The organism is Aquabacterium sp. (assembly GCF_016195855.1).
Taxonomy (GTDB): Bacteria; Pseudomonadota; Gammaproteobacteria; order Burkholderiales; family Burkholderiaceae_C; genus Aquabacterium.
This window is the reverse complement of the sequence record NZ_JACPYU010000003.1, coordinates 885,242-907,298: the sequence shown is the minus strand read 5'-3', so window position 1 is coordinate 907,298 and position 22,057 is coordinate 885,242. Positions and strand designations below refer to the sequence as shown.

General features: G+C 64.7%; 21 protein-coding genes and 1 pseudogene. 13 read left to right on the top strand and 9 right to left on the bottom strand.

The genetic code is table 11. The annotated features are described in order from the left end of the window. Positions 1 to 154: 154 nt before the first annotated feature. Positions 155 to 2,083, top strand: a complete 1,929-nt coding sequence (locus HY019_RS05545; protein ID WP_290689013.1) for a methyl-accepting chemotaxis protein — start codon at positions 155 to 157, stop codon at positions 2,081 to 2,083. Positions 2,084 to 2,143: 60 nt separating this feature from the next. After that, positions 2,144 to 2,587 (top strand): hypothetical protein, encoded by a 444-nt coding sequence (locus HY019_RS05540; RefSeq protein ID WP_290689011.1) that lies wholly within the window; start codon positions 2,144 to 2,146, stop codon positions 2,585 to 2,587. A gap of 91 nt (positions 2,588 to 2,678) precedes the next feature. Here HY019_RS05540 and HY019_RS05535 read toward each other — a convergent pair whose 3' ends face one another. The 3 genes from HY019_RS05535 to HY019_RS05525 are packed head-to-tail and all read right to left on the bottom strand — an operon-like array spanning position 2,679 to position 4,732. Beyond that, positions 2,679 to 3,101, bottom strand: coding sequence for a universal stress protein (locus HY019_RS05535; protein ID WP_290689010.1), 423 nt, complete (start codon positions 3,099 to 3,101; stop codon positions 2,679 to 2,681). After that, positions 3,098 to 3,976, bottom strand: a complete 879-nt coding sequence (locus HY019_RS05530; protein WP_290689009.1) for a metallophosphoesterase — start codon at positions 3,974 to 3,976, stop codon at positions 3,098 to 3,100. Before HY019_RS05530 ends, HY019_RS05535 begins: the two co-directional genes overlap by 4 nt. 36 nt (positions 3,977 to 4,012) lie before the next feature. Continuing rightward, positions 4,013 to 4,732: a UPF0149 family protein gene (locus HY019_RS05525; RefSeq protein ID WP_290689008.1), complete on the bottom strand. Its 720-nt coding sequence runs from the start codon at positions 4,730 to 4,732 to the stop codon at positions 4,013 to 4,015. A gap of 97 nt (positions 4,733 to 4,829) precedes the next feature. Between HY019_RS05525 and HY019_RS05520 the strand changes: the two genes are divergently transcribed. Further along, entirely contained in the window at positions 4,830 to 5,264 is a 435-nt protein-coding gene (locus HY019_RS05520) for a cupin domain-containing protein (protein WP_290689006.1), read from the top strand. Positions 5,265 to 5,276: 12 nt separating this feature from the next. Here the strand turns inward: HY019_RS05520 and HY019_RS05515 are convergent, their stop codons facing one another. Further along, positions 5,277 to 6,050: a glutathione S-transferase family protein gene (locus HY019_RS05515; RefSeq protein WP_290689004.1), complete on the bottom strand. Its 774-nt coding sequence runs from the start codon at positions 6,048 to 6,050 to the stop codon at positions 5,277 to 5,279. 154 nt (positions 6,051 to 6,204) lie between these two features. On the opposite strand from HY019_RS05515, the gene phaZ reads away from it, so the two are divergent. Further along, the gene (gene phaZ, locus HY019_RS05510) at positions 6,205 to 7,455 is read left to right on the top strand and encodes a polyhydroxyalkanoate depolymerase (protein WP_290689002.1); all 1,251 of its coding nucleotides are present in this window, start codon (positions 6,205 to 6,207) and stop codon (positions 7,453 to 7,455) included. 11 nt (positions 7,456 to 7,466) lie between these two features. On the opposite strand, the gene HY019_RS05505 is transcribed toward phaZ, so the two are convergent. The 3 genes and pseudogenes from HY019_RS05505 to lpxC all read right to left on the bottom strand — a co-directional run bounded on the left by HY019_RS05505 (position 7,467) and on the right by lpxC (position 10,650). Next, positions 7,467 to 9,362 (bottom strand): propionate--CoA ligase, encoded by a 1,896-nt coding sequence (locus HY019_RS05505; RefSeq protein WP_290689000.1) that lies wholly within the window; start codon positions 9,360 to 9,362, stop codon positions 7,467 to 7,469. Positions 9,363 to 9,512: 150 nt separating this feature from the next. Continuing rightward, positions 9,513 to 9,701, bottom strand: coding sequence for a hypothetical protein (locus HY019_RS05500; protein ID WP_290688998.1), 189 nt, complete (start codon positions 9,699 to 9,701; stop codon positions 9,513 to 9,515). 12 nt (positions 9,702 to 9,713) lie between these two features. Continuing rightward, positions 9,714 to 10,650: pseudogene (gene lpxC / locus HY019_RS05495) on the bottom strand (UDP-3-O-acyl-N-acetylglucosamine deacetylase). Positions 10,651 to 10,910: 260 nt separating this feature from the next. On the opposite strand from lpxC, the gene HY019_RS05490 reads away from it, so the two are divergent. Beyond that, on the top strand, positions 10,911 to 11,897 hold the full coding sequence (locus tag HY019_RS05490) for a DUF535 family protein (protein ID WP_290688996.1): 987 nt from the start codon (positions 10,911 to 10,913) through the stop codon (positions 11,895 to 11,897). Between the two features lie 35 nt (positions 11,898 to 11,932). On the opposite strand, the gene HY019_RS05485 is transcribed toward HY019_RS05490, so the two are convergent. Next, entirely contained in the window at positions 11,933 to 13,012 is a 1,080-nt protein-coding gene (locus tag HY019_RS05485; RefSeq protein WP_290689182.1) for an SAM-dependent methyltransferase, read from the bottom strand. Positions 13,013 to 13,136: 124 nt separating this feature from the next. Between HY019_RS05485 and HY019_RS05480 the strand changes: the two genes are divergently transcribed. From HY019_RS05480 to HY019_RS05455, 6 genes are all read left to right on the top strand, one after another. Further along, positions 13,137 to 13,952, top strand: a complete 816-nt coding sequence (locus HY019_RS05480) for an SDR family oxidoreductase (RefSeq protein WP_290688995.1) — start codon at positions 13,137 to 13,139, stop codon at positions 13,950 to 13,952. After that, positions 13,943 to 14,314 carry a dihydroneopterin aldolase gene (locus tag HY019_RS05475; protein WP_290688993.1) on the top strand — a complete coding sequence of 124 codons (372 nt, stop codon included), beginning with the start codon at positions 13,943 to 13,945 and terminating at the stop codon, positions 14,312 to 14,314. The genes HY019_RS05480 and HY019_RS05475 overlap by 10 nt, the downstream gene beginning before the upstream one ends. A 68-nt stretch (positions 14,315 to 14,382) precedes the next feature. Then, on the top strand, positions 14,383 to 15,465 hold the full coding sequence (ttcA, locus tag HY019_RS05470; RefSeq protein ID WP_290688991.1) for a tRNA 2-thiocytidine(32) synthetase TtcA: 1,083 nt from the start codon (positions 14,383 to 14,385) through the stop codon (positions 15,463 to 15,465). Positions 15,466 to 15,475: 10 nt separating this feature from the next. Beyond that, on the top strand, positions 15,476 to 16,105 hold the full coding sequence (locus HY019_RS05465) for a DUF4136 domain-containing protein (protein WP_290688989.1): 630 nt from the start codon (positions 15,476 to 15,478) through the stop codon (positions 16,103 to 16,105). 20 nt (positions 16,106 to 16,125) lie between these two features. Continuing rightward, positions 16,126 to 17,520, top strand: a complete 1,395-nt coding sequence (glmU, locus tag HY019_RS05460; RefSeq protein ID WP_290688987.1) for a bifunctional UDP-N-acetylglucosamine diphosphorylase/glucosamine-1-phosphate N-acetyltransferase GlmU — start codon at positions 16,126 to 16,128, stop codon at positions 17,518 to 17,520. A 77-nt stretch (positions 17,521 to 17,597) separates the two neighbouring features. Further along, positions 17,598 to 18,512 carry a J domain-containing protein gene (locus tag HY019_RS05455; RefSeq protein ID WP_290688985.1) on the top strand — a complete coding sequence of 305 codons (915 nt, stop codon included), beginning with the start codon at positions 17,598 to 17,600 and terminating at the stop codon, positions 18,510 to 18,512. Positions 18,513 to 18,555: 43 nt separating this feature from the next. Here HY019_RS05455 and HY019_RS05450 read toward each other — a convergent pair whose 3' ends face one another. After that, entirely contained in the window at positions 18,556 to 19,071 is a 516-nt protein-coding gene (locus HY019_RS05450) for an Lrp/AsnC family transcriptional regulator (RefSeq protein ID WP_290688983.1), read from the bottom strand. Positions 19,072 to 19,236: 165 nt separating this feature from the next. Here HY019_RS05450 and glmS point away from each other — a divergent pair, with 165 nt between their 5' ends. Together glmS and HY019_RS05440 are read left to right on the top strand one after the other, a co-directional pair. Beyond that, a complete protein-coding gene (glmS, locus tag HY019_RS05445) occupies positions 19,237 to 21,120 on the top strand; it encodes a glutamine--fructose-6-phosphate transaminase (isomerizing) (RefSeq protein ID WP_290688981.1) in 1,884 nt (627 codons plus the stop codon). Between the two features lie 110 nt (positions 21,121 to 21,230). Further along, positions 21,231 to 21,932 (top strand): rhomboid family intramembrane serine protease, encoded by a 702-nt coding sequence (locus HY019_RS05440; RefSeq protein WP_290688979.1) that lies wholly within the window; start codon positions 21,231 to 21,233, stop codon positions 21,930 to 21,932. The last annotated feature ends 125 nt before the right edge of the window (positions 21,933 to 22,057 follow it).

Genomic DNA, 22,057 nt, shown 5'->3' with positions numbered 1-22,057 from the left:
CGTAAAGCCCTTTGTAGCGGGGCATGACAAATGCCCGGGTGCCAGCAGGCACCCCGCCTTGCGTCAAGCGCGCTGCTGTCGACGCACCGCATGAGCCGGAGGTGTCGTCCAGCCGGCTTCTGCATTTTTTGAAGAGCAACCCGAGGAGCCTGACGTGATATCGACCTGGATCGCCAATCTGCCACTGCGCCACAAGTTCATCTTGTTGAGCATCGTGGCTTTGCTGATGGCGGGCGCGCCTTCGGCACTTGTGCTGAGCGAATCGGTCGCCAACCTTCAAGCACTGAAGGACGAGGACAAGGGGCTGGCGCCTTCCAAGGCCATGCTCAAGTTGATCAAGCTGACGCAAGAGCATCGGGGCCTGTCCGCCGCCGTGCTCAGCGGGGACAGCAGCAAGCAGGCTGTCCGCCAGGAGCGTCAGGCTCAGGTGGATCAGGCTTTCGAGCAGGTGGCCCAGACCCTGGGGCAGCTCTCCGATACCGGTTTGAAAGACAGCATCAAGGCGCTGCAGGGTGAATGGCAAACGCTGGCCCACGATGTGGGGGGCGCAGGCCTGACCATGCCCGTGAGCGTCAAGCGCCATACGCAGTTGGTCAAGAGTGAGCTCATGCTGCTGGAGGATGTGGTGGGCGTGTCTGGCCTGGCGCTGGATGCCGATGCCCAGTGCTACTACCTGATCACCGCCGCCTTCCGCGATCTGCCCCGCTTGAGCGAGAAGCTCGGGCTGTCGCGAGCCAAGGGTGCGACCATGCTGGTCAAGAAGGACCCCAATTCCACCGAGACCCAGGCGCTGGCCAGCCTGCTCGATGGCATCCAGATGCATGCGCTGGACGTGGCGCGCGATGTCGACAAATCCGGCGTTCTCAAGGAGGGCGATGCGGCCGACTTGCTGCACGCCGTGCAGGAGGCCAAAGCAGCCCTGGTGCGCGGCCAGGATCTGATCAACACCGTGGTGCAGACGGAAGACCTGTCGGGCATGGACTCGACGGCCTATTTCCGTGACCTGACCAGCGTGATCCAGGCCCAGTTTGCCGCCAGCGAGCAGATCGTTGGCCACCTGGATGGCCGCCTGCAGGCGCGCATCGACGGCGAGACCCGCCAGGTCGTCCTGACCGCGCTGGTGATGCTGATCATGTCGGCCCTGGGGGCTGCGGTGGCCATGGTCATCACCCGCATGACGACCCGCACCGTCCATGGCGCCGTGAAGGCCGCCCAGGCCATGGCCGATGGCGACCTGAGCCAGTCCATGCATTCCGAGCAGCGCGACGAGATCGGGCAACTGGTGCGCGCCATGGGGGCGGCCGTGGCCCAGTTCAAGCACGTGATCTCCGGCATCAAGGACGCGAGCGAGTCGGTTGCCACGGCGTCCACCCAGATCGCACAAGGCAATCTGGACCTGAGCGCCCGCACCGAGAACCAGGCTTCATCCCTGCAGCAGACGGCGTCCTCCATGGAGGAAATGTCGGCCACGGTCAGCCACAACGCCAGCACGGCGCAGCGTGCCAATGAACTGGCCTTGCAGGCGGCCTCCGAGGCCGCACGCAGCGGCGAGACCTTCTCGCAAGTGGTGCAGAAGATGTCGGCCATCCAGCAGTCCAGCCACCGCATCGCCGAGATCAACGCCGTGATCGATGGCATCGCCTTCCAGACCAATATCCTGGCCTTGAACGCTGCCGTGGAAGCGGCCCGTGCAGGCGAGCAGGGCAGGGGCTTTGCCGTGGTGGCCGCCGAAGTGCGCAGCCTGGCCCAACGTTCGACCCAGGCCGCGCGCGAGATCAAGAGCCTGATCAGCGCCAGCTCCGAAAGCGTGGACGAGGGTTGTGCCCTGGCCTCCGACACCGGCGATTCCATCGAACGCCTGGTGTCGCAGGTTCAGCAGGTCAGTCAGCTGATGACCGAGATCGCCTCGGGCAGCGAGCAGCAGCACCTGGGCATCGTGCAGGTCAACCAGGCGGTCAACCAGCTGGATCAGACCACGCAGCAGAATGCCGCGCTGGTCGAGGAGTCCAGCGCCGCCGCCGACAGCCTGCGTGACCAGGCCCAACAACTGCTGCATGCAGTGGGGCAGTTCCGGCTGGCCTGATGCGTCGAGGTTTCATGTCAACATAGCGCCTGATATTTCAATTCAGGCGCTGTGTCCCACATGACCCTCAAACGCATCCTCATCGCCCTCGTGATCCTGATCGGCTTGCCCACGCTGTACATGGTGGGTGTGCTCAAGTGGAGTTATTCCACTGGCGAGCGTGCCGGCTGGGTTCAAAAGCTTTCCAAAAAGGGTTGGGTCTGCAAGACTTGGGAAGGCGAGCAGGTGCTGGTGACGCAGCCCGGCGCCATCTCTGAAAAATTCTTGTTCACCGTCCATGACGATGCCGTGGCCGATGAGATCAACCGCATGATGGGCCAGCGTGTGGCCCTGCACTACGAAGAGAAGGTGGGGCTGCCCACCAGCTGCTTTGGCGACACACGCTACTTTGTGACCAAGGTGGTGTCGGTGGAAGACGCACCCATGTCGCCTGGTTCGGCGGTGCATGCCACGCCGGCACCTGCTGCTGCAGCCTCCGTGGCATCCGCGGCATCGGCACCCTGATCGTTCGCTGCGCCAGCAAAGCAAAGGCCCGCTTGATGCGGGCCTTGTTTTTGGATGGCGATCAAAGCGCCGGGCGCCGGACCAGCGGGTGTCAGCGCACCAGCAGCACGGGCACCTTGCTGCGCGCCAGCACCTGGGTGGTCACCGAGCCGGTCACCAGGTTCATCAGGTTGCTGTGGCCGTGCGAGCCCATGATGACCAGGTCGAACTTGCCCTTGTCGGCCATCTTGGCGATGACTTCAGGCGCGTGGCCGGTCTTGGACACATAGGCCGTGGCCAGGTTGTGCTTGGCCGTGAACTTGCGGATGGGCTTGAAGATGGCGTCGGCCGTGTCGTCGTAATAGGTCTTGAGCTGGTCGGCCGGGAACATCGAAGCGGCGTGCGGCGGGATCATGGGCACCACCGTCAGCACCGTGTACTCGTGCTGGCCGCTGAGCCACTCTTCGTGCGTCGTCAACCAGGCCAGCATGCGCTTGGTGTAGGGGCTGCCGTCCACGGGGAGCAAGATCTTCATGAGGGTCCTCTTTCTGTTGCGGTGTCAGGGCGTTGGCGTAAGTCTAGGTCAATCACGAACTGCTCGACGAAGGTGTCCTGCTCGCCTTTGCTGACATAACCACGCGGGTTGGCGGCCACGCGGCATTGCCAGGCCTGGCCTTCGTGCTGACCCCGCTTGAGGTAGTCGACAGGGCAGTGCAGGTGGCCGTGCACCCACAACTGGGCATGCCGCAGCAGCGCGTCCAGGCCGTTGCAGAAGCCGGCGGTGCCGGGTGTCAGGCCGTAGCGGGGGTCTGCGCTCAGCAGGCTGGGGGCGAAGTGGGTGACCACCACGGTGTGGCCGTCAAACGGTTCGGCCAGGGCTTGCCGCAGCCAGTCCTGGCAACGCAGGGCCAGCTCGCGCATGGCCTCGGCCAGCATGGGCTCGCCGTTGAGCAAGGTGGTGTTCTTGCGCAGGTAGAAGTTGGCCGCGCGGTAGGCTTTCTCGCGCTGCTGCAGCTGGCGCGTCAGGTTGGATTCCTCGGCCGCAAAGGCGTCGAAGTCGCTCCACAAGGTCGTGCCCACAAAGCGCACAGCGCCGATGGTGTACACGGCCTGCTCCAGCCAGATGATGCCCAGCTGTGCGCAGATCGCCTTCAGGCGCTCGCGCGTGGGCGCGAACTCCAGCCCGTCGTACTCGTGGTTGCCGGGCACATACAGCACCGTGCGCCAGGGCGAATCAGGGCGCAGGGGCGAGAACTGGCCCAGGCCGAAATCGTCGGTTTCCAGGCGGCTGCCGGGCTGGTAGGAGCCAATGTCGCCCGCCAGGATCAGCACATCGACGTCAGGCGCAGCCTGGGCCTTGAACTGCGGGTAGCGCTCGAGGTGGAGGTCGGAAAGCAGTTGAAGACGCATCGGCGCAGAGCCAGCCTGTCGGCCGGCTGCATCAGGTCAGTTGGCGCCGTGGCAGTTCTTGTACTTCTTGCCGCTGCCGCAATGGCAGGGGTCGTTGCGGCCGATCTTGGGGCCGTCACGCACCACGGTCTCGACCTTGACGCGCTCGGCGATGCCGATCTGGGCCAGGTCCACCACGTCGAACACCAGGGCCTCGATGGCGTCATCCATGCCCTGCAGCGGGTGCTCTTCGTCCAGGGCCTTGGTCATGGCCTGCTGGGTTTCGTCCTGCTCGGGCAGGTGGCGCCAGATGGAGTCCAGCAGATCGGGCACGCCGGGCAGGGCGGCTTCTTCCAGTTGCGGGAAGTTGGCCAGGGCCCACTCGAAGCCGGCGGCCCAGTAGCCGATGCCTTCCATGGCGTCCTTGCCTTCCAGCACCTTGCCGTCGTCGTCCTCGATCAGCGGGATGATGGGGTCGAACCAGCCGTCTTCCAGGATGCCGCGCAGGATCTCGTCCTTGCGGCGGGTGATCAGGCTGATCAGCTTGTCGTGCTGCTTTTCGGTCCAGCCTTCGATGCCGCCCTCGGGCATGCCTTCGGTGCCGAAGATCGGCGGCAGCCACTGCTCGGGCTCCAGCAGCACGGGCTGCACCAGCACGCCGGCGAGGTAGCCGTCCAGGATCACGGCGTCAACGGTTTCAAACGGGGCCGGCACGGCGGCCAGCAGCAGGTCGATTTCGTTGATGTCGGCGTCGGTCAGCGCGGGCGTGTTTTTCATATGGGGGGCAATTTCGGTGCGTTGAAGCCTGCATTGTGCCGGGAATGTTTTATGCGTGGCGTCCTGGCGTCAGGTTTGCACGGAAAGGAGCTGCACCATGCTGGATACCACGGCGACCAAGTTCTCTCATGTCCGACCCGAAGACACCGAGTGGCATGGCGAGGGATTGCGCGATTTTTTCCTCTACAAGGACCTCGGGATCAAGGATGCGACCAATGGCCGCGTCATCGCGCACCTCGTCAAGGCGAACAGTGCGCCAGAAACGGGCACGGGCTGGCACCGACATGAGGCTGATTTCCAGATCGTCATCATGACCAAGGGCTGGGCGCGCTTCATGTACGAGGATCAGGAGACCCTGGTGAAGGCCGGCGACTGCGTGCACCAGCGCCCGGGCGTGCGCCACTACCTGTTCGACTACTCGCCAGACATGGAGTACCTGGAGATCGTCAGCCCGGCTGATTTCCGGACCGTGGACGTGGCACCGGTGTGCGCCATCCCCGAGTCCACACCCTGGGATGGCCCGGAGGCCTGAGGTGTTGCCGGCTCAGAACTCCACGTCCAGCTCGTCGATGTCGGCGGGTTCGGCCTTGGCGCCCTTGAGCCATTCCTTCATCTCGGGCTGGCCCAGCATCAGCGCGCAATAGGCCTGGCAGACGGCGTCGAGCTGGACGTCGTAGGTGGCAAAGCGCGTGCACACCGGTGCGTACATCGCATCGGCGACCGTGCGTTGCGCACCAAACAGGTAGGGGCCGCCATAGGTGGTGAGGCAGTCACGCCAGATCGCGGTGATGCGGTCGATGTCCGCCTGGGCGCGTGACCAGATCTTGAACTTGGGAAAGTGGTTGCGCAGGTTCATCGGCAGCGATGAGCGCAGCGCAGAGAAGCCCGAGTGCATCTCGCCGCTGATGGCGCGGCAGTGCGCGCGGGCCTTGGCGTCTGCGGGCAGCAGGTGCGCTTCGGGGCAGACCTCGTTGAGGTACTCGGCAATGGCCAGGGTGTCCCACACGCGGATGCCCTGGTGCTCCAGGCAAGGCACGAGGATGGAGGACGACAGCAGCAGGATCTCGGCGCGCGTGGAGGGATCGTCGGGCGGCAGGGCGTGCTCCACGAAGGGCAGGCCGGCGAAGCGTGTCAGCAGCCAGCCGCGCAGTGACCACGAAGAGTAGTTCTTGCTCGTGATCGTCAGCGTGGTCGTGGTGTCGGGCAGGGCTTTGAGGGGTGGGGGGGAAGACGCTTTCACGGCCGCCGGAGCCACCGCCTGGGCGGTGGGTTTTTTCGCCGCTGCCTTCTTGGCAGGTGCTTTGGCAAGGGTGGCCATGGGGTCTCCTTCTCTGTGGGTGCCGAGGGTGTACCTGCAAGAGACAGCAAGCGGTGTGCCATGCGGGCGCCAGGTGTGTGCCGGTGTGCGTTCAACAAAGTGTGGCTCGCAACTTGCAGCAGGCCTTGCAACGCCCCAACTGCGAAAGACCCGCATGCTGTACTCGACCTATCAGGCACAACACACCATGCTGGAGCCCTGGCGCGTCATGGCGCAGGGGCTGGCCGACTGGCTGCATCAGACCTTGCCACCAGGCCCGGCCGAGTCATCCATGGAGGAGCTGCTGGCCGGCGGCGTGTTCGCGCGCAGCATGGCCGCCGCCCACGAGGTGTTCGCCCGCCTGAAGCTGACCCACAGCCGCCCCTCGTTCGACATCGCTTCCGTGGTCTGCCAGGGCCGCGAATACGCCATCACCGAAGAGAAGGTGATGAGCACCCCGTTTGGTACCTTGCTGCGCTTTCGCAAGGAGGGCGGCCCCGAGTTGCCGCGCGTGCTGCTGGTGGCGCCCATGTCGGGCCACTTCGCCACCTTGCTGCGCGACACCGTGCGCACCCTGCTGCAAGACCACGATGTCTACATCACCGATTGGCACAACGCCCGAGACGTGCCTTTGCGCCACGGCCCCTTCGGCCTGGACGACTACACCGAGCACCTGATCCGTTTCCTGGACCGCATGGGGCCGGGCTCGCACCTGATGGCCATCTGCCAGCCTTGTGTCGCTGCCTTGGCGGCTACCTCGTTGATGGCGCAGGATGCCCACCCCGCGCAGCCACGCAGCCTGACGCTGATGGCCGGGCCGATCGATTGCCGCGTCAACCCCACCGGGGTGAACGAGCTGGCCACCAGCAAACCCATGAGCTGGTTTGAAGAGAACATGATCCACAAGGTGCCCTGGACGCAGCGTGGCTCGGGCCGCAAGGTCTACCCAGGCTTCGTGCAGTTGTCGGCCTTCATGGCGATGAACCACGAGCGGCACAAGAAGGCCTTCGAGGACATGTACGCGCACATTGCGGCCGGCGAGCACGAGAAGGCCGCGCCCACCAAGGCCTTCTATGAAGAGTACTTCGCCGTGGCCGATCTGCCTGGCGAGTTCTACCTGGAAACCGTGGGCAAGGTCTTCCAGACCTACGACCTGCCGCGCGGCGTCTTGAGCTGGCGCGACAACATCGTGGACCCCAGGGCCATCCGCCGCACCGCCTTGTTCACGGTGGAAGGCGAGCGCGACGACATTTGCTCGGTGGGCCAGACCGTGGCCGCACAGGACCTGTGCACCTCGGTGCGGCCTTATTGGCGCACCCACCACGTGCAGACAGGGGTCGGCCACTACGGGGTGTTCAGCGGCCGCCGCTGGCAAAACGAGATCTACCCCCGCGTGCGGGATGTGATCCACCAGACGGCGGCTTGACGCAGGCCTGATCAGCGCTTCACGGCTTCCTGCAACTGCGCCAGCGCCGTCGGGTCTTCGATGGTGGTGAGGTCCCCCGTGTCGCGGCCTTCGCACACGGCCTGGATGGCACGGCGCAGCAGCTTGCCCGAGCGGGTCTTGGGCAGCACATTGACGAAGTGCACGCGGGCGGGGCGGCCCACGGCGCCGATCTGCTGGTCCACCGTGGCCATGATCTCGGCTTCCAGGGCCTTGCGGCCGGCCTCATCGGCCACACGGCTGGCATCGCGTGGCACCACGAAGGCGCGCGCCACCTGGCCCTTGAGCTCATCGGCCACGCCCACCACCGCCACTTCGGCCACGGCCGGGTGGCTGCTCACAGCCTCTTCGATCTCGCGTGTGCCCAGGCGGTGGCCGGCAACATTGATCACGTCGTCGGTGCGGCCCAGGATGAAGTAGTAGCCGTCCTCGTCGCGGATGCCCCAGTCGAAGGTGTTGTAGACCTGCTTGTTCTTGAAGGTACTCCAGTAGGTTTTGACGAAGCGTTCGTCGTCACCCCAGATGGTCTGCATGCAGCCCGGTGGCAGCGGGCCTTCGATGGTCAGCACGCCCTTCTGATTGGGCTGGGTCAACTCTTCGCCCGTGAGGTCGTCCAGCAGCTTGACCTGGTAGCCGGGCATGGGTACGCCCGGTGAGCCCAGGCGCGGCTTGGCATCCGGGTCCACGCCGCGCGCCAGGCTCAGGATGGGCCAGCCGGTTTCGGTCTGCCAGTAGTTGTCGATGATGGGTTTGCCAATGGCCTCGCCGATCCAGCGGGCGGTGGGCTCGTCCAGCGGCTCACCTGCCAGGAACAGGTGCTTGAGGCTGGACAGGTCGTGGCGCTTGAGGCAATCGGGGTCCTGCTTCTTGAGCACGCGGATGGCCGTGGGCGCCGAGAACATCACGCTGACCTGGTACTTCTCGACCAGGGACCACCAGATGGCGGCGTCAGGCCGAATCGGCAGGCCTTCGTAGATGATGGTGCTCATGCCGGCCAGCAGGGGGCCATAGACGATGTAGCTGTGGCCCACGACCCAGCCGATGTCGCTGGTGCAAAAAAAAGTCTCGCCCGGTTTGCCACAGTAGATCTGGTCCATCGAGGTGGCCAGGGCCACGGCGTAGCCGCCGGTGTCGCGCTGCACGCCCTTGGGTTTGCCGGTGGTGCCGCTGGTGTAGAGCGTGTAGCTGGGGTGGTTGGACTCGACCCATTCACAGGGCACTTTGGCGTCCATCACTTCCTTGCGGGCGCTGGCGTAGTCCACGTCGCGCGGGGACACCATGTCGGCCGGGGCCAGGCCGCGGTTGACCAGCAGCACGTGCTTGACCGGGTGCTGGCACAGGCTCAGGGCCTCGTCCAGCAGCGGCTTGTAGGCAATGACCTTGCCGCCGCGCGAGCCCGCATCGGCCGTGACGACCACGGTGGGCTTGGCGTCGTCAATGCGGGTGGCCAGGGAGTGGCTGGCAAAACCGCCGAACACCACGGAGTGGATGGCGCCCAGCCGCACCGTGGCCAGCATGGCGATCACGGCTTCGGGGATCATGGGCATGTAGATCAGGACACGGTCACCTTTGCCCACGCCCATGTTGACCAGCAGCGCCGCCATGCGCTGCACTTCCACGAACAGCTGGCCGTAGCTGATGGTGCGTTCTTGGCCGGTTTCGGTGGAGACGTGGATCAGCGCGGGCTGATCAGGGCGGTGGGGCACATGGCGGTCTACCGCGTTGTGGCACAAGTTGGTCTTGCCGCCCCCAAACCATCTGGCAAAGGGCGGTTGGCTGTGGTCGCACACCTGATCGAATGGGTGCGCCCATTCAATGCGTTCGGCTTGTTCTCGCCAGAAGGCATCGCGGTCGGTGACCGACCGCTTGTACACAGCTTCATATGTCATGTCGAATCCCTAGAGCGTGCGTGCTGCACGTCATTTGTTATTTCGACATACTAGATTTTCCACTCCCCCCTCAAATGAGTGGTATCCCCATGAAAATGGGAATGACGCGGATTTTCGTCCTGATATCCGAGGGGGATGGCTGAAAAATGCCTAAATGAAGACAGCCGCGCGGCGCAAGATGAAGAAGCCGAAAAAGACCAGCGCCAGCACCACGCCCCATTTGAGCAATTGCATGGCGCGTTGGCGCCAGATGGCATCACCCGTCAAGGTGTGCAGGACCATGCTCACCACGAAGCCGCCGACCAGCAGCAGGGTCATCAGCCGGAAGACGGCACCCATGTCTGGCCGCGCTTACCAGGCGGGGGCCAGTTCGGCCATGCCGCGTGGGGCCTTGGCCTCGTCCTCGAAGGTGACGATGTCCCAGGCGTCCTGCTGGGACAGCAGGGCATGCAGCAGCTTGTTGTTGAGCGCATGGCCGGACTTGTAGGCCGTGTAGGCGGCCAGCAGCGGGTGGCCCACCACGTACAGGTCGCCAATGGCGTCCAGGATCTTGTGTTTGACGAACTCGTCGTCGTAGCGCAGGCCATCGCTGTTGAGCACGCGGTAGTCGTCCACCACGATGGCGTTGTCCATGCTGGCACCCAGACCCAGGCCGCGGGCACGCATCATCTCCACGTCCTTGGTGAAGCCGAAGGTGCGGGCGCGGGCGATGTCGCGCTTGTACTGGCCGGAGGCGAAGTCGAACTCCACGCGCTGGCCGGTCTGGTCCACGGCGGGGGTGGTCGAAGTCGATCTCGAAAGCCAGCTTGTAGCTGTTGTAGGGCTCCAGGCGCGCCCATTTGAGCGTGCGGCCTTCGCCTTCGCGCACTTCCACCATCTTGTTGATGCGCAGGAACTTCTTGGGCGCCTTCTGCAGCTCGATGCCGGCGCTTTGCAGCAGGTACACGAAAGCCGCCGACGAGCCGTCCAGGATGGGGACTTCCTCGGCCGTGATGTCCACGTACACATTGTCCAGCCCCAGGCCGGCGCAGGCCGACATCAGGTGCTCGATCGTGTTGACCTTGGGGGCGCCCGGATCACCATTCGGCGAGATGGTGGTGGCCATGCGCGTATCGCACACCGACTTGGGTGTCACGGGGATGTCGACCGGCTGGGCCAGGTCCACACGCCGGAACACGATGCCGGTGTTGGGCGGCGCAGGGCGCAGTGTCAATTCGACACGCTGGCCGCTGTGCAGGCCCACGCCCACGGCTCGGGTCAGGGATTTGAGGGTGCGTTGTTGCAGCATGGGCGCCATTATCGCTGCGGCGCAGCATGCTTGCCAGCGCATGGGCTATCCCAGGAGGCGCGGCCTACGCGAGCGTGGCCTGCATGGGGGCTCAAGGGCGAATGCGTGGACTATTCACCATATTCGTCGGGAAAGGCACCCGATTCGGGGGGCGGCGCCCTGATCGGCCGATAACTGAGCGTGAACCCGAATCTTGTATCGCGGCCCCCTCACGTATGCTTCAGTTGTAAATTAATGTTTCGCAATTGTTTCAAGAACCCATGTCAGTTGTCTTGCCCGCTGCCCGTCAAGTCCCTGCCTCTTTGAAGGCAGTGGGTGCCGTCCGTCCGGCGGGTGGACTGGGCCATTTGCGGGACAAGCTGACTGAGCAGGGGTTGGCGGGGCTGGTGTCGGGTGCGATGCGCATGTGTGGCGTCTTGTTGACCTGGCGTCAGCATCAGAGCCTGGTGAGCGTCATTGACCAGCCTCGGACCAGGATGGTGCGTGCTGCCTTCCCACGTGTGCAGTACCGCTACACCTTGCCCTATCTGTCCACCAGCCTGGACTGGGAAGAACGCTGGGCCGCGTTGAAGTCGCATTACGACTTTGTCAACAAGGTGTTTGCCGCTGATTTTTCCAGGCGGGTGATGGACGACAGCCTGGAAATCTGGTGCAACGAAGCGGGTGGCGAGCCCATGTCGGTCAGCCTGCAGGGCCTGTGCCCGGTGACGCGCCACCGCGAGGGTGAACTGACGCTGTGCTTCAAGCTGGCCGGTGTGCCCATCTACAAAATGTCTTTTTCCATCGTGCGCCTCGCCGGATTGAATCTGGCCGGTGTGGGCACGGCCGGGCGTGCGGCTCACGCCTTGTACATCGGTCGCGTCCAGGGTGTGTCTGGGGCCATGGATGCCATACGGCAGGCCACCACGCTGCTGGGTGACATCGCACCACAGGACTTGCTCATGTCGGTGCTGACGGGGCTGGCGGGCGCACTGGGCATCGATACGGTGCTCGGCGTCAGCGATGGCACCTGCGTGTCGCGTGACACCATTGCCCAATCCGGCAGCAGCTTTTGCTACGGGCAGTTCTGGGCGCGTTATGCCGGGCAGGTGCTCGAAGGTGGGCACCACCTCATGAGCCTGCCGGTGGCCGAGAAGCCCTTGAGCGAGATCGCCGCCAAGCACCGCAAGCGCACGCAGCGCAAGCGCGATTTCAAGCGGCAGGTGGCCATGGCTTGCGAGCAGGCCTTCCGGGCCGTGATGGCCTGAATCCCAGCGCCCGCGGCCGGCTTGGCTGCGGTGGCCTACAGCGTGTGGGTGCGGTCGCCCTGGGCAAAGCCGATGGCATCAAACCACGGGCCTTTCACGAAACCGATCACCTTGAACAGCTCGCCCATTTCGTGCTCGGCCACCAGCATCTGCATGGCCGCGCGCGATTTGAGCTCGGCGGCCGTGCTGGCCTGGCCGGTGCTGGCCAGGGCTTCGGCCAGGCCGCAGTTGGTCAGGAAGCGGCCTTGCGAGGTGTAGCCCAACACTTCCCAGCCGGCCTCCTGGCCCGCCAGGGCAATGCCCGTGAAGTTCACGTGGGTGGTGATGTCCTTGTCTCCCACCATGGCCAGCGGGTCGGGGTCTGCCGTGTGGGCGTGGTGGCACATGAGGGTGCCGCCTGTGCGCTGGGGCAGGTAGTACTCGGCCTCCGGGAAGCCGTAGTCGATGAAGAAGGCCGCGCCGCGTGTCATGCGCTGGGCCAACGTGGCCACGAAGGCTTCGGCCTGGCCGTGCGTTTCGGTGACGGTGCCCGGCAGGTAGACATCGTCGATGTGCTCGGTGGGGGGGCGCACGCCCTCGGGGGCCGGGCGGTCGGCCCAGACAAAGCGTTGGGCGGTTTCCGGCTCGGGTGACAAGGCCACGCCGCGCTCCAGCCAGGCCTTGCCGTTCCAGGTCAGCAGGTGCACGGGGATGGCGTCGAGCACCTCGTTGCCGATGACCACGCCGGTGAGCTCGTCGGGCAGGCTGTCTGCCCAGATCACCTTGTGGGCCATCTGCGGGTGGGCCTTGACGATGGCCTGGTGCTGTCGGTCACGCAGGCTGCCGGACAGGTCCACGATGGTGTAGCGCTTGATGCGGTCGCCCAGCTCGCCCAGCAGTTGCACGGCCAGCGCACCGGTGCCGGCGCCAAACTCCCAGATCTCGTCGGTGCCGGTGGCCTCCAGGGCCTGGACCAGCTGGCGCGCCAGGGTTTCGCCAAACAGCGGCGTCAGCTCGGGGGCGGTGACAAAGTCGGAGCCATCCTGCGGGCGGTGGCCCAGCACGCGCCGGCCGCCACTGTAGTAACCCAGGCCGGGGGTGTACAGGGCCAGCTCCATGAAACGCTCGAAGCGCATCCAGCCGCCACGTTCGCGGATTTCATGGGCAATCAGGTCGCCCAGCGGGTGGCTGGACACGGGGGCGGCCACTACACTGTGGTCCGAGTTCGTCGGGCGTCGCATGCCCTATTGTAGAAAGCTCATGTCCGCTTCGCCTGATTCTTCTGCCTCTTTGCCTGAAAGCCCCGTTCGCCGGGTCGCCCTGGTGACCGGTGCGGCCAAGCGCCTGGGCCGCGAGATCGCGCTCAAGCTGGCCCGAGAGGGCTGGGATGTGGCCGTGCATTGCCGCGCCTCGCGCGACGAGGCCGACCTCACGGCCGATGCCATCCGTGCGCTGGGACGCGAGGCTTGTGTGCTCAGCGCCGACCTGTCCGACGAGGCGGCTGCGCGTGGCCTTGTGCCACAGGCTGTGGCCGTGCTGGGCCAGCTGGACGCCGTGGTCAACAGCGCCTCCACCTTCGAGTACGACAACGCCGCCTCCTTCAGCTACGCCATGTTGGAGCGCCACCTGCGCGCCAACACGGCGCCGGCCATCGTGCTGGCCCAGGCCCTGGCTGAGCACGTGTCGACGCGGCAAGCGCAGGGCGCCGTGGTCAACATGCTGGATCAGAAGTTGTGGAACCCGAACCCTGACTTCCTGAGCTACACCCTGTCCAAAGCCGCGCTCGAAGCGGCCACCACCTTGCTGGCCCTGACCCTGGCGCCGCGTGTGCGCGTGGTGGGCGTGGCCCCTGGACTGACGCTGACCAGCGAATGGCTGCAAGGGGAGCAGTTCGAGCAGGCGCACAAACTGTCCCCCTTGGGGCGGTCATCCACGCCGCAAGACGTGGCCGTAACCGTGGCCTTTGCCCTGGCCAATCAGTCCATGACGGGCACCACGCTGCTGGTTGATGGTGGCCAGCACCTCCAGCGCTTCGAGCGCGATTTTTCCATGATGCGAGACGCCCCATGTCCCTGACCAAAGGCAACCAGATCCTCAAGCTCACCGGCCTGCGCTTTGACGCCAACCTCGGTGTGCTGGACCACGAGATCGGCACCCCTCAGCCCATCCAGGTTGACGCCGAGCTCAATATGGGCAGCCAGCCCTTGCTGCCGCACGACGACGAGATCCTCAACGTGCTGGACTACCGCAAGGTGCGCGCCATCATCATCGAGGACTGCACCGCGGTGCACGTCAACCTGCTGGAGACCTTGATCGGCAAGCTGTGCAAGCGCCTGATGGAGCTGCCCGGCGTGCTGGGTGTGCGTGTGAAGATCGCCAAGCTGGAGATTTTCGAGGACTGCGAGGTCGCCATCCGCATGGAATCCGGCCAGTGGTGATGAGGCTCGGCCCCGTCTGAGGGGGTAAGGCTTTCCCAATCGGGCCAGATCGGCGAAAATGAAAGGTTATGACCCAAGCTGCAAACCTGGCCGCACCGGCCCTCCATGAATCCCATCTGAGTGCTGTGACCCCTGAAAAGGAAGTCCGCATGGTGGACGATGCCCTGTTGTTCGCCCAGGCTGCGCTGGTGGTCGAATCCGGCTCACCCACGGCCATTGCCGATGCGGCCGAAGAAGCGCGTGCCAAGAAGCACGCCTTCGAGATGAACAAGCTCAGCAAGCGCCTGCACCGCGAAGTGGGCCAGGCCATCACCGACTTCAACATGATCGAAGACGGTGACAAGGTCATGGTGTGCATGTCCGGTGGCAAGGACAGCTACGGCATGCTCGACATCCTGATGAACCTGCAAAAGCGGGCCCCCATCCAGTTCGAGATCATCGCCGTCAACCTCGACCAGAAGCAGCCCGGCTTCCCCGAGCACGTGCTGCCCGAGTACCTCACCAAGGTCGGTGTGCCCTTCCGTATTGAAGAGCAGGATACCTACAGCGTGGTCAAGAAGGTGATCCCTGAAGGCAAGACCACCTGCAGCCTGTGTTCCCGCCTGCGCCGCGGCATCCTCTACCGGGTGGCCACCGAAGTGGGCGCCACCAAGATCGCCCTGGGCCACCACCGCGACGACATCCTGCAGACCATGTTCATGAACATGTTCTTCGGCTCCACGCTCAAGGGCATGCCGCCCAAGCTGGTGACCGACAACGGCGAGCACGTGGTGATCCGCCCCATGGCCTATTGCCGCGAGAAGGACCTGGCCACCTACGCCGAGCACCGCGCCTTCCCCATCATCCCCTGCAACCTGTGTGGCAGCCAGGAAGGCCTGCAGCGCCAGCAGATGCGGGAGATGATCAACGAGTGGGACAAGAAATTCCCCGGCCGCGTGGACAACATGTTCACGGCCCTGTCCAACATCGTGCCCTCGCACCTGATGGACCGCAAGCTCTACCCCTTCGAGACCATCAAGGCCACCGGCACGCCCGTCAAGGGTGGCGACATCGCCTTTGACGAAGACGAAGGCTGTGGCGACCCGAGCGATGGCCTGCCGGCCGAGACCAAGGTCTCGCTGTCGACCATCAGCATCCGCAAGGCCACTTGAGGAGGCGCGCATGGCCAGGCTGACCACGCACCTCTGCAAGCCCCTGGCCTGTGTGATGCTGGCGAGCCTGGCGGCGTGTGCCGGGCCGCAGTCGCTCACCAGCCAGGTGTCCAGTTTTGGCAGCTGGCCCGAAGGCCGCAAGCCCGGGCGTTATGTGTTCGAGCGCCTGCCTTCGCAACAAGCCCAGCCCGAGGCGCAGGACAAGCTTGAAGCCGCGGCGCAACCTGCGTTGATGGCTGCCGGCTTCGAGCAGGTACCTGAGGCCGACAAGGCCGACGTCACCGTGCAGGTGGGCGCGCGGGTACGCATTGATCAACGCGCACATTACTACGACCCGTTCTGGGGCCCTTACGGCCCCTGGCACCCCGGGGTGGGTGGCTGGTGGGGCGGTGGTGGGCGTGGCGGCCTGTCGTTCAGCATGGCCATGGAGCCATCCTATGTGCAGATGACGGTGGACCTGCTCATCCGCGATCGCAAGGGCAACCAGGTGCTGTACGAAACCCACGCCCGGTACGACCGCCTCGGCGCGGCCGACGATCGCCTGCTGCCCTATATGTTCGAAGCCGCCATGAAAGACTTCCCGTATCAGGCCGTGAGCCCGCGTGAAGTCACGGTCCTCATCCCGGCGGACAATCGCTGATCCAACAAACAGGTTTTTGAATGTCGCTTTCCATTGTCATCATGGCCGCGGGCAAGGGTACCCGCATGAAGTCGGCGCGCCCCAAGGTGCTGCACAAGTTGGCCGGCCGCCCCATGCTGTCGCATGTGATCAGCACCACCTCGTCGCTCAAGGCGGCGCAGCAAGTGGTGATCACGGGCCATGGTGCTGAGCAGGTCGAGTCCGCCATGAAGGCGGCCTTCGCCGAGGCGCCCTTGAAGTTCGTGCGCCAGGAGCCGCAACTGGGCACGGGCCACGCCGTGCAGCAGGCCGTGCCCGTGCTGCCTGATGACGGCATCACCCTCATCCTCAATGGCGACACGCCCCTGATCGAAGCGGCCACCGCGCAAGCCCTGGTGGACGCGTGTGCCGGCGAGAAGCTGGCCCTGCTGACCATCAACCTGGACGACCCCACCGGCTACGGCCGCATCGTGCGCGATGGCTGGGGCGAGCAGGTGCTGGCCATCGTCGAGCACAAGGATGCGACCGAGACACAGCGCGCCCTCAAAGAGGTCTACACCGGCATGATGGCCGCGCCGACCCGCCTGCTCAAAGGCTGGCTGAGCCGCCTGAACAACAACAACGCCCAAGGCGAGTATTACCTGACCGACGTGGTGGCCATGGCCCGCGAAGATGGCGTGGGCGTGGTGGCCGCGCAGCCGCGTGACGAGGTCGAGGTGCTGGGCGTCAACAGCCCGGCGCAACTGGCTGATCTGGAGCGGCGTTACCAGGCCGTCCAGGCCGCCAAGCTGATGGAGCAGGGCGTGCGCCTGGCCGACCCGGCTCGCTTTGATCTGCGTGGCACGCTGCAATGCGGCAGCGACGTGGACATCGATGTCAACTGCGTCTTCGAAGGCCGCGTGATCCTGGACGACGAAGTCCAGATCGGCGCCAACTGCGTGATCCGCAATGCCGTGATTGGCAAGGGCGTGGTGATCCACCCCTTCACGCACATCGACGGCGACAAGGACGGGGTCAGCGTGGGCGAGGGCTCGCTCATCGGCCCCTTTGCCCGCCTGCGCCCCGGCGCCGTGTTGGGCAAAGAGGTGCACATCGGCAACTTCGTCGAGGTCAAGAACAGCACCATGGCCAACGGCGCCAAGGCCAACCACCTGGCCTACCTGGGCGACGCCGAAGTGGGGGAGCGCGTCAACTATGGCGCCGGCAGCATCACCGCCAATTACGACGGGGCCAACAAGCACCGCACGGTGATCGGCAACGACGTGCACGTGGGCTCCAACTGCGTGCTGATCGCGCCCATCAAACTGGGTGACGGCGCCACCATTGGCGGGGGCACCACCCTAAGCAAAGATGCGCCCGAAGGTCAACTGACAGTGGCGCGCGCCAAACAGGTTTCGCTGTCTGGGTGGCAGAGGCCGCAAAAAATCAAGCGCTGAGGTGATACCGGTGTAACGCAGCGTGTTGAGCCGCTAATATCGTGCCCACACGATCTAGATTGCAGGACCCTCACGCCGTGAACCACTACGAACGCCTGAAAGTCTCCCAGGATGCGCCGCCGGAAGTGATCCGTGCGGCCTACCGGGCCTTGGCGGCCAAGTTGCATCCGGATCGCCAGCAGCAGGGGGGCACCGACACCGGCCCGGACGACGCCATGCACACGCAGATGGCGGCCCTGAACCAGGCCTACGAGGTCTTGATCGACCCCAAGCTGCGCCTTGAATACGACGCCACATTGGCCCCCTCCCGCCCGACCGTGGCGGAGCCCTCCGGGCTGGATGCCGCGGGGCCGGACCTGTCCAGAGAGCCCGCCGCCACCCGTGTGGACATGGATTGGCTCACACCCAAGGCAGCCGCATCCCCCGTGTACTGGCCACCCACCCAGCGCACGATGATGCTGGGTGGCGTGCTGGTGGCGGCCGTGGCCTTGCTCGGCGGGAGCTGGCTCTACAAGATGGAAGGGCAGCACCGCATGGAGCGCGCCCTGTCTGATCAATATACCCAGCCCACCACGCCGGATGCCGGCACGCCTGAAGTGACGGCCGTGGCCGCATCGGCATCGCCTGCCGACATCAGCGCGGCAGAACGCATCATCGAGCAGGAAGTGGCGGCGGCTGAGAAACGCAGCAAGTCTGCGGGCGGCCGCCGGCCTTCGGTCGAAGAGTTGTCGCGCATGTCCGACGAGGAGTTGCTCAAGGTCTTGCCCACGCTGGATGGCAAGGGCACCGCCGGGGCCGAATCGGTGGCGGTGGCCACGGCAGGCAGCAAGCGCGCCACGGCTGCGGTACCGGCGCCAGCACCCACACCGACACCACGTTCGGCCTTACCCTCGGTGCACCACCCGCTGGATGGCAAGCCCCTGGGCCTGCGAGCAGACATGCAGTTGCCCGAGGTGGCGCCGGCCCAGTCTGGCGGCAAGGCTGGCCGCTGACCTTCTGTTGACCCCCTCGCTGCCCCTATCGCGGGCAGCCTGATCAATCCTGGCGCCGGGTGGCCGGCAGGGGTGGCAGTGGCCATTGCGTGCCGAACTTGGCCCGCTTGACGGCAAAGAAGGCGCGCACATTGCGCACCTGGCTGTCCTGCGTGAACAGCCGCCTGGCCAGGTCCTGGTAGGCCGGCATGTCCTTGACCTGCACCACCAGAATGAAGTCCGGCCCCGGTGACACCCGCCAGCATTGCTGCACTTCGTCCTCTGCCAGTGCGCGTTGCTCGAACGCGTCCAGCGCCTCTTGCGTCTGCATGTCCAGGCTGATCTCGACCAGCGCACTCAGGCCCCAGCCCAGCGCATCGGCCATCTTCTGCGGCGACAGGATGGCCACCTGGCCTTCGATGTAGCCCTCGTCCTTCAAGTGCTTGATGCGCCGGTGGCAGGTGGCCGGTGACAGGCCGAGCCGCTCCGCCAACGCCTGGTTGGACTGGCTGGCATCGTGCTGCAGCAGGTTCAGCAACTGGATGTCGGTGTCATCCAGTGGAGACGATGGGGTGTTCATGTGGAAATATTATTTCAAATAATCGCCAAAGTTGATTGAATTTGTATTCGCGTTAGGTGGCGTGAATGATGATTCCAAAAATCGCCATAAAAAAGAACAACATTTCACGCCAACGCCGATAGGATCACACCTCATTGCACTGCACAAGCAGGAGTTGAGACATCTATGTGTGGCATCGTCGGCGCCGTTGGTTCGCGCAACATCGTTCCCGTTCTGGTTGAGGGCCTCAAGCGCCTCGAATACCGGGGTTATGACTCCTGCGGCGTGGCCGTGCTGCAAGATGGCCAGTTGCGCCGCTCACGCAGCACCCAGCGCGTGGCCGAGCTGGACGCGCAAGCCACCTCGGAAGGCATCCACAGCACCCTGGGCATTGCCCACACCCGCTGGGCCACCCATGGTGTGCCCGCTGTGCGCAACGCCCACCCGCACTTCTCGCACGGCCCTGGCGCCGATGCGGCCACCACCAAACCGGGCCGCGTGGCCCTGGTGCACAACGGCATCATCGAGAACCACGAAGAACTGCGCCGCGAACTGCAGGCCAAGGGCTACGTCTTCTTGAGCCAGACGGACACCGAGGTCATCTGCCACCTGGTGGACCACCTGTACGACGGCGACCTGTTCACCGCCGTGAAGGCCGCCACGCTGCGCCTGACCGGTGCCTACGCCATTGCCGTGTTCCACCGCGACGAACCCCAGCGCGTGATCGGCGCGCGCTATGGCTCGCCCCTGATCATGGGCGTGGGTGGGGTGGATGCCACCGAGCGCTTCCTGGCCTCTGACGCCATGGCCCTGGCCGGCGTGACCGACCAGATCGTCTACCTCGAAGAAGGTGACGTGGTGGACCTGCAACCCGGCCGCCACTGGATCGAGCACCGCAAGGCCGGTGACACCCAGCACACCCGCGTCGAGCCCGAGCAGCGCCCCGTGCGCACCGTCACCGCGCACAGCGGCGCCGTCGAGCTGGGCCCCTATCGCCACTACATGCAAAAGGAAATCTTCGAGCAGCCGCGCGCCATTGCCGACACGCTTGAAGGTGTCGAGGCCATCGTGCCCACCTTGTTCGGCCAAGGTGCCGAAGCCGTGTTCAAACAGATCGACCGCGTGCTGATTCTGGCCTGCGGCACCAGCTACTACTCGGGCTCTGCGGCCAAGTACTGGCTGGAGTCCATCGCCAAGATCCCCACGCAGGTGGAGATCGCCAGCGAGTACCGCTACCGCGACAGCGTGCCTGACCCGCGCACCCTGGTTGTCACCATCAGCCAGTCTGGCGAAACGGCCGACACCATTGCCGCGCTCAAGCACGCGCGCAGCCTGGGCATGGAGCAAACGCTGACCATCTGCAACGTGAGCACCAGTGCCATGGTGCGCGAGTGCAAGCTGCACTATGTGACGCGTGCTGGTGCCGAGATCGGTGTGGCCTCGACCAAGGCCTTCACCACCCAGCTGGCCGCCTTGTTCCTGCTCACGCTGACCCTGGCCAAGCTGCGCGGCCACCTGAGCCCTGAAGAAGAAGCCAAGCACCTGGCCGCCATGCGCCACCTGCCCGCTGCGCTGCAAGCCGTGCTGGCGCTGGAGCCGCAAGTGGTGGCCTGGGCCGAAGCCTTTGCCCGCAAAGAGAACGCGCTGTTCCTGGGCCGTGGGCTGCATTACCCCATTGCCCTGGAAGGTGCCTTGAAGCTCAAGGAGATCAGCTACATCCACGCCGAGGCCTACCCGGCCGGTGAGCTCAAGCACGGCCCGCTGGCCCTGGTGACATCGGAGATGCCGGTGGTCACCGTGGCCCCCAACGACGCCCTGCTGGAAAAGCTCAAGAGCAATATGCAGGAAGTGCGTGCACGCGGCGGCGAGCTGTATGTGTGCGCCGACAGCGACACGCACATCCAGGCCGAGCCTGGCTTGCATGTGATCAGGTTGCCTGAGCACTATGGCGCGCTGTCAGCCATCTTGCATGTGGTGCCGCTGCAGCTGCTGGCGTATCACACGGCTTGTGCGAAGGGGACCGACGTTGATAAGCCGCGTAACCTGGCGAAGAGCGTGACGGTGGAGTGAGGTTCTGTGTTTTGACGCAAGCGTTTTGTGCGCCAATCTGACTTGCATCGACTACCTTTCCAGTGCGCCAGACAGCCCACGCGGTGTACCGCGAGCCTTAGGCCGAACCCATGCTCATTCTTCCCCTTGGTACCCACCGTGAGGCCAGATCAAGCCCGCCGCTCTTGACGCTGCTGGTGTGTCTGGTCTGCATCGTTCTGTACTTTGTCATGAGCCCTGCCACGAAAATGGCATTTGCCTATGATCCGCGCACGCTGCATGTGGGGCACATGATTTCGGCGGCCTTCCTGCATGCGGATCTGTCGCACCTGCTGGGCAATCTCTTTTTCTTTTACTGCTTCTCCAGCACGATCGAAAAAGAGATCACCGCCAAAGGCTACGTGGCCATCTTCCTGATGTTCGCGGTCATCACACACGTGGCCTATTCATTGATGACCAAGACCATCCTTCCCTCCCTGGGCCTGTCAGGCGTGGTGTGGGGCTTCATGGGGCTCTTCCTCGCTCGCTTCCCGTTTCAGAGGGTCGACTGCTTTATCTGGTTCCTGTGGATCTTCCGGACGATCGCCGTCCCCGCCATCGTTTTTGTCCTCGGCTTTCTGATGATGGACATTGTGGGCTTGCGGCGCAATGAGCCGGGCATCAACCATGTCGCCCATCTTTCGGGCTTCATGGGCGGCTTGATTCTGGTCGGGTTCTGGGGTGTGCTGGAGCGTGATGGAGGATCGCTTGCCGCGCAGGCGCGGGCGCGGGTGAGGCCTTCGCGAGTGACCACGACCTTGCGAGAGCCTCGGCGGGGGCATGATTGGAATTGATGCGCGGCAGGAATGATCACTGGGCACCCATGAATGCCTTGTCGACAATCGGAAACTGGACGGCATACCGCCAATTCCAGGTCAGCACCAATTTGCAGCCAGTGACGCCTTAGAAGTCGCAGAGC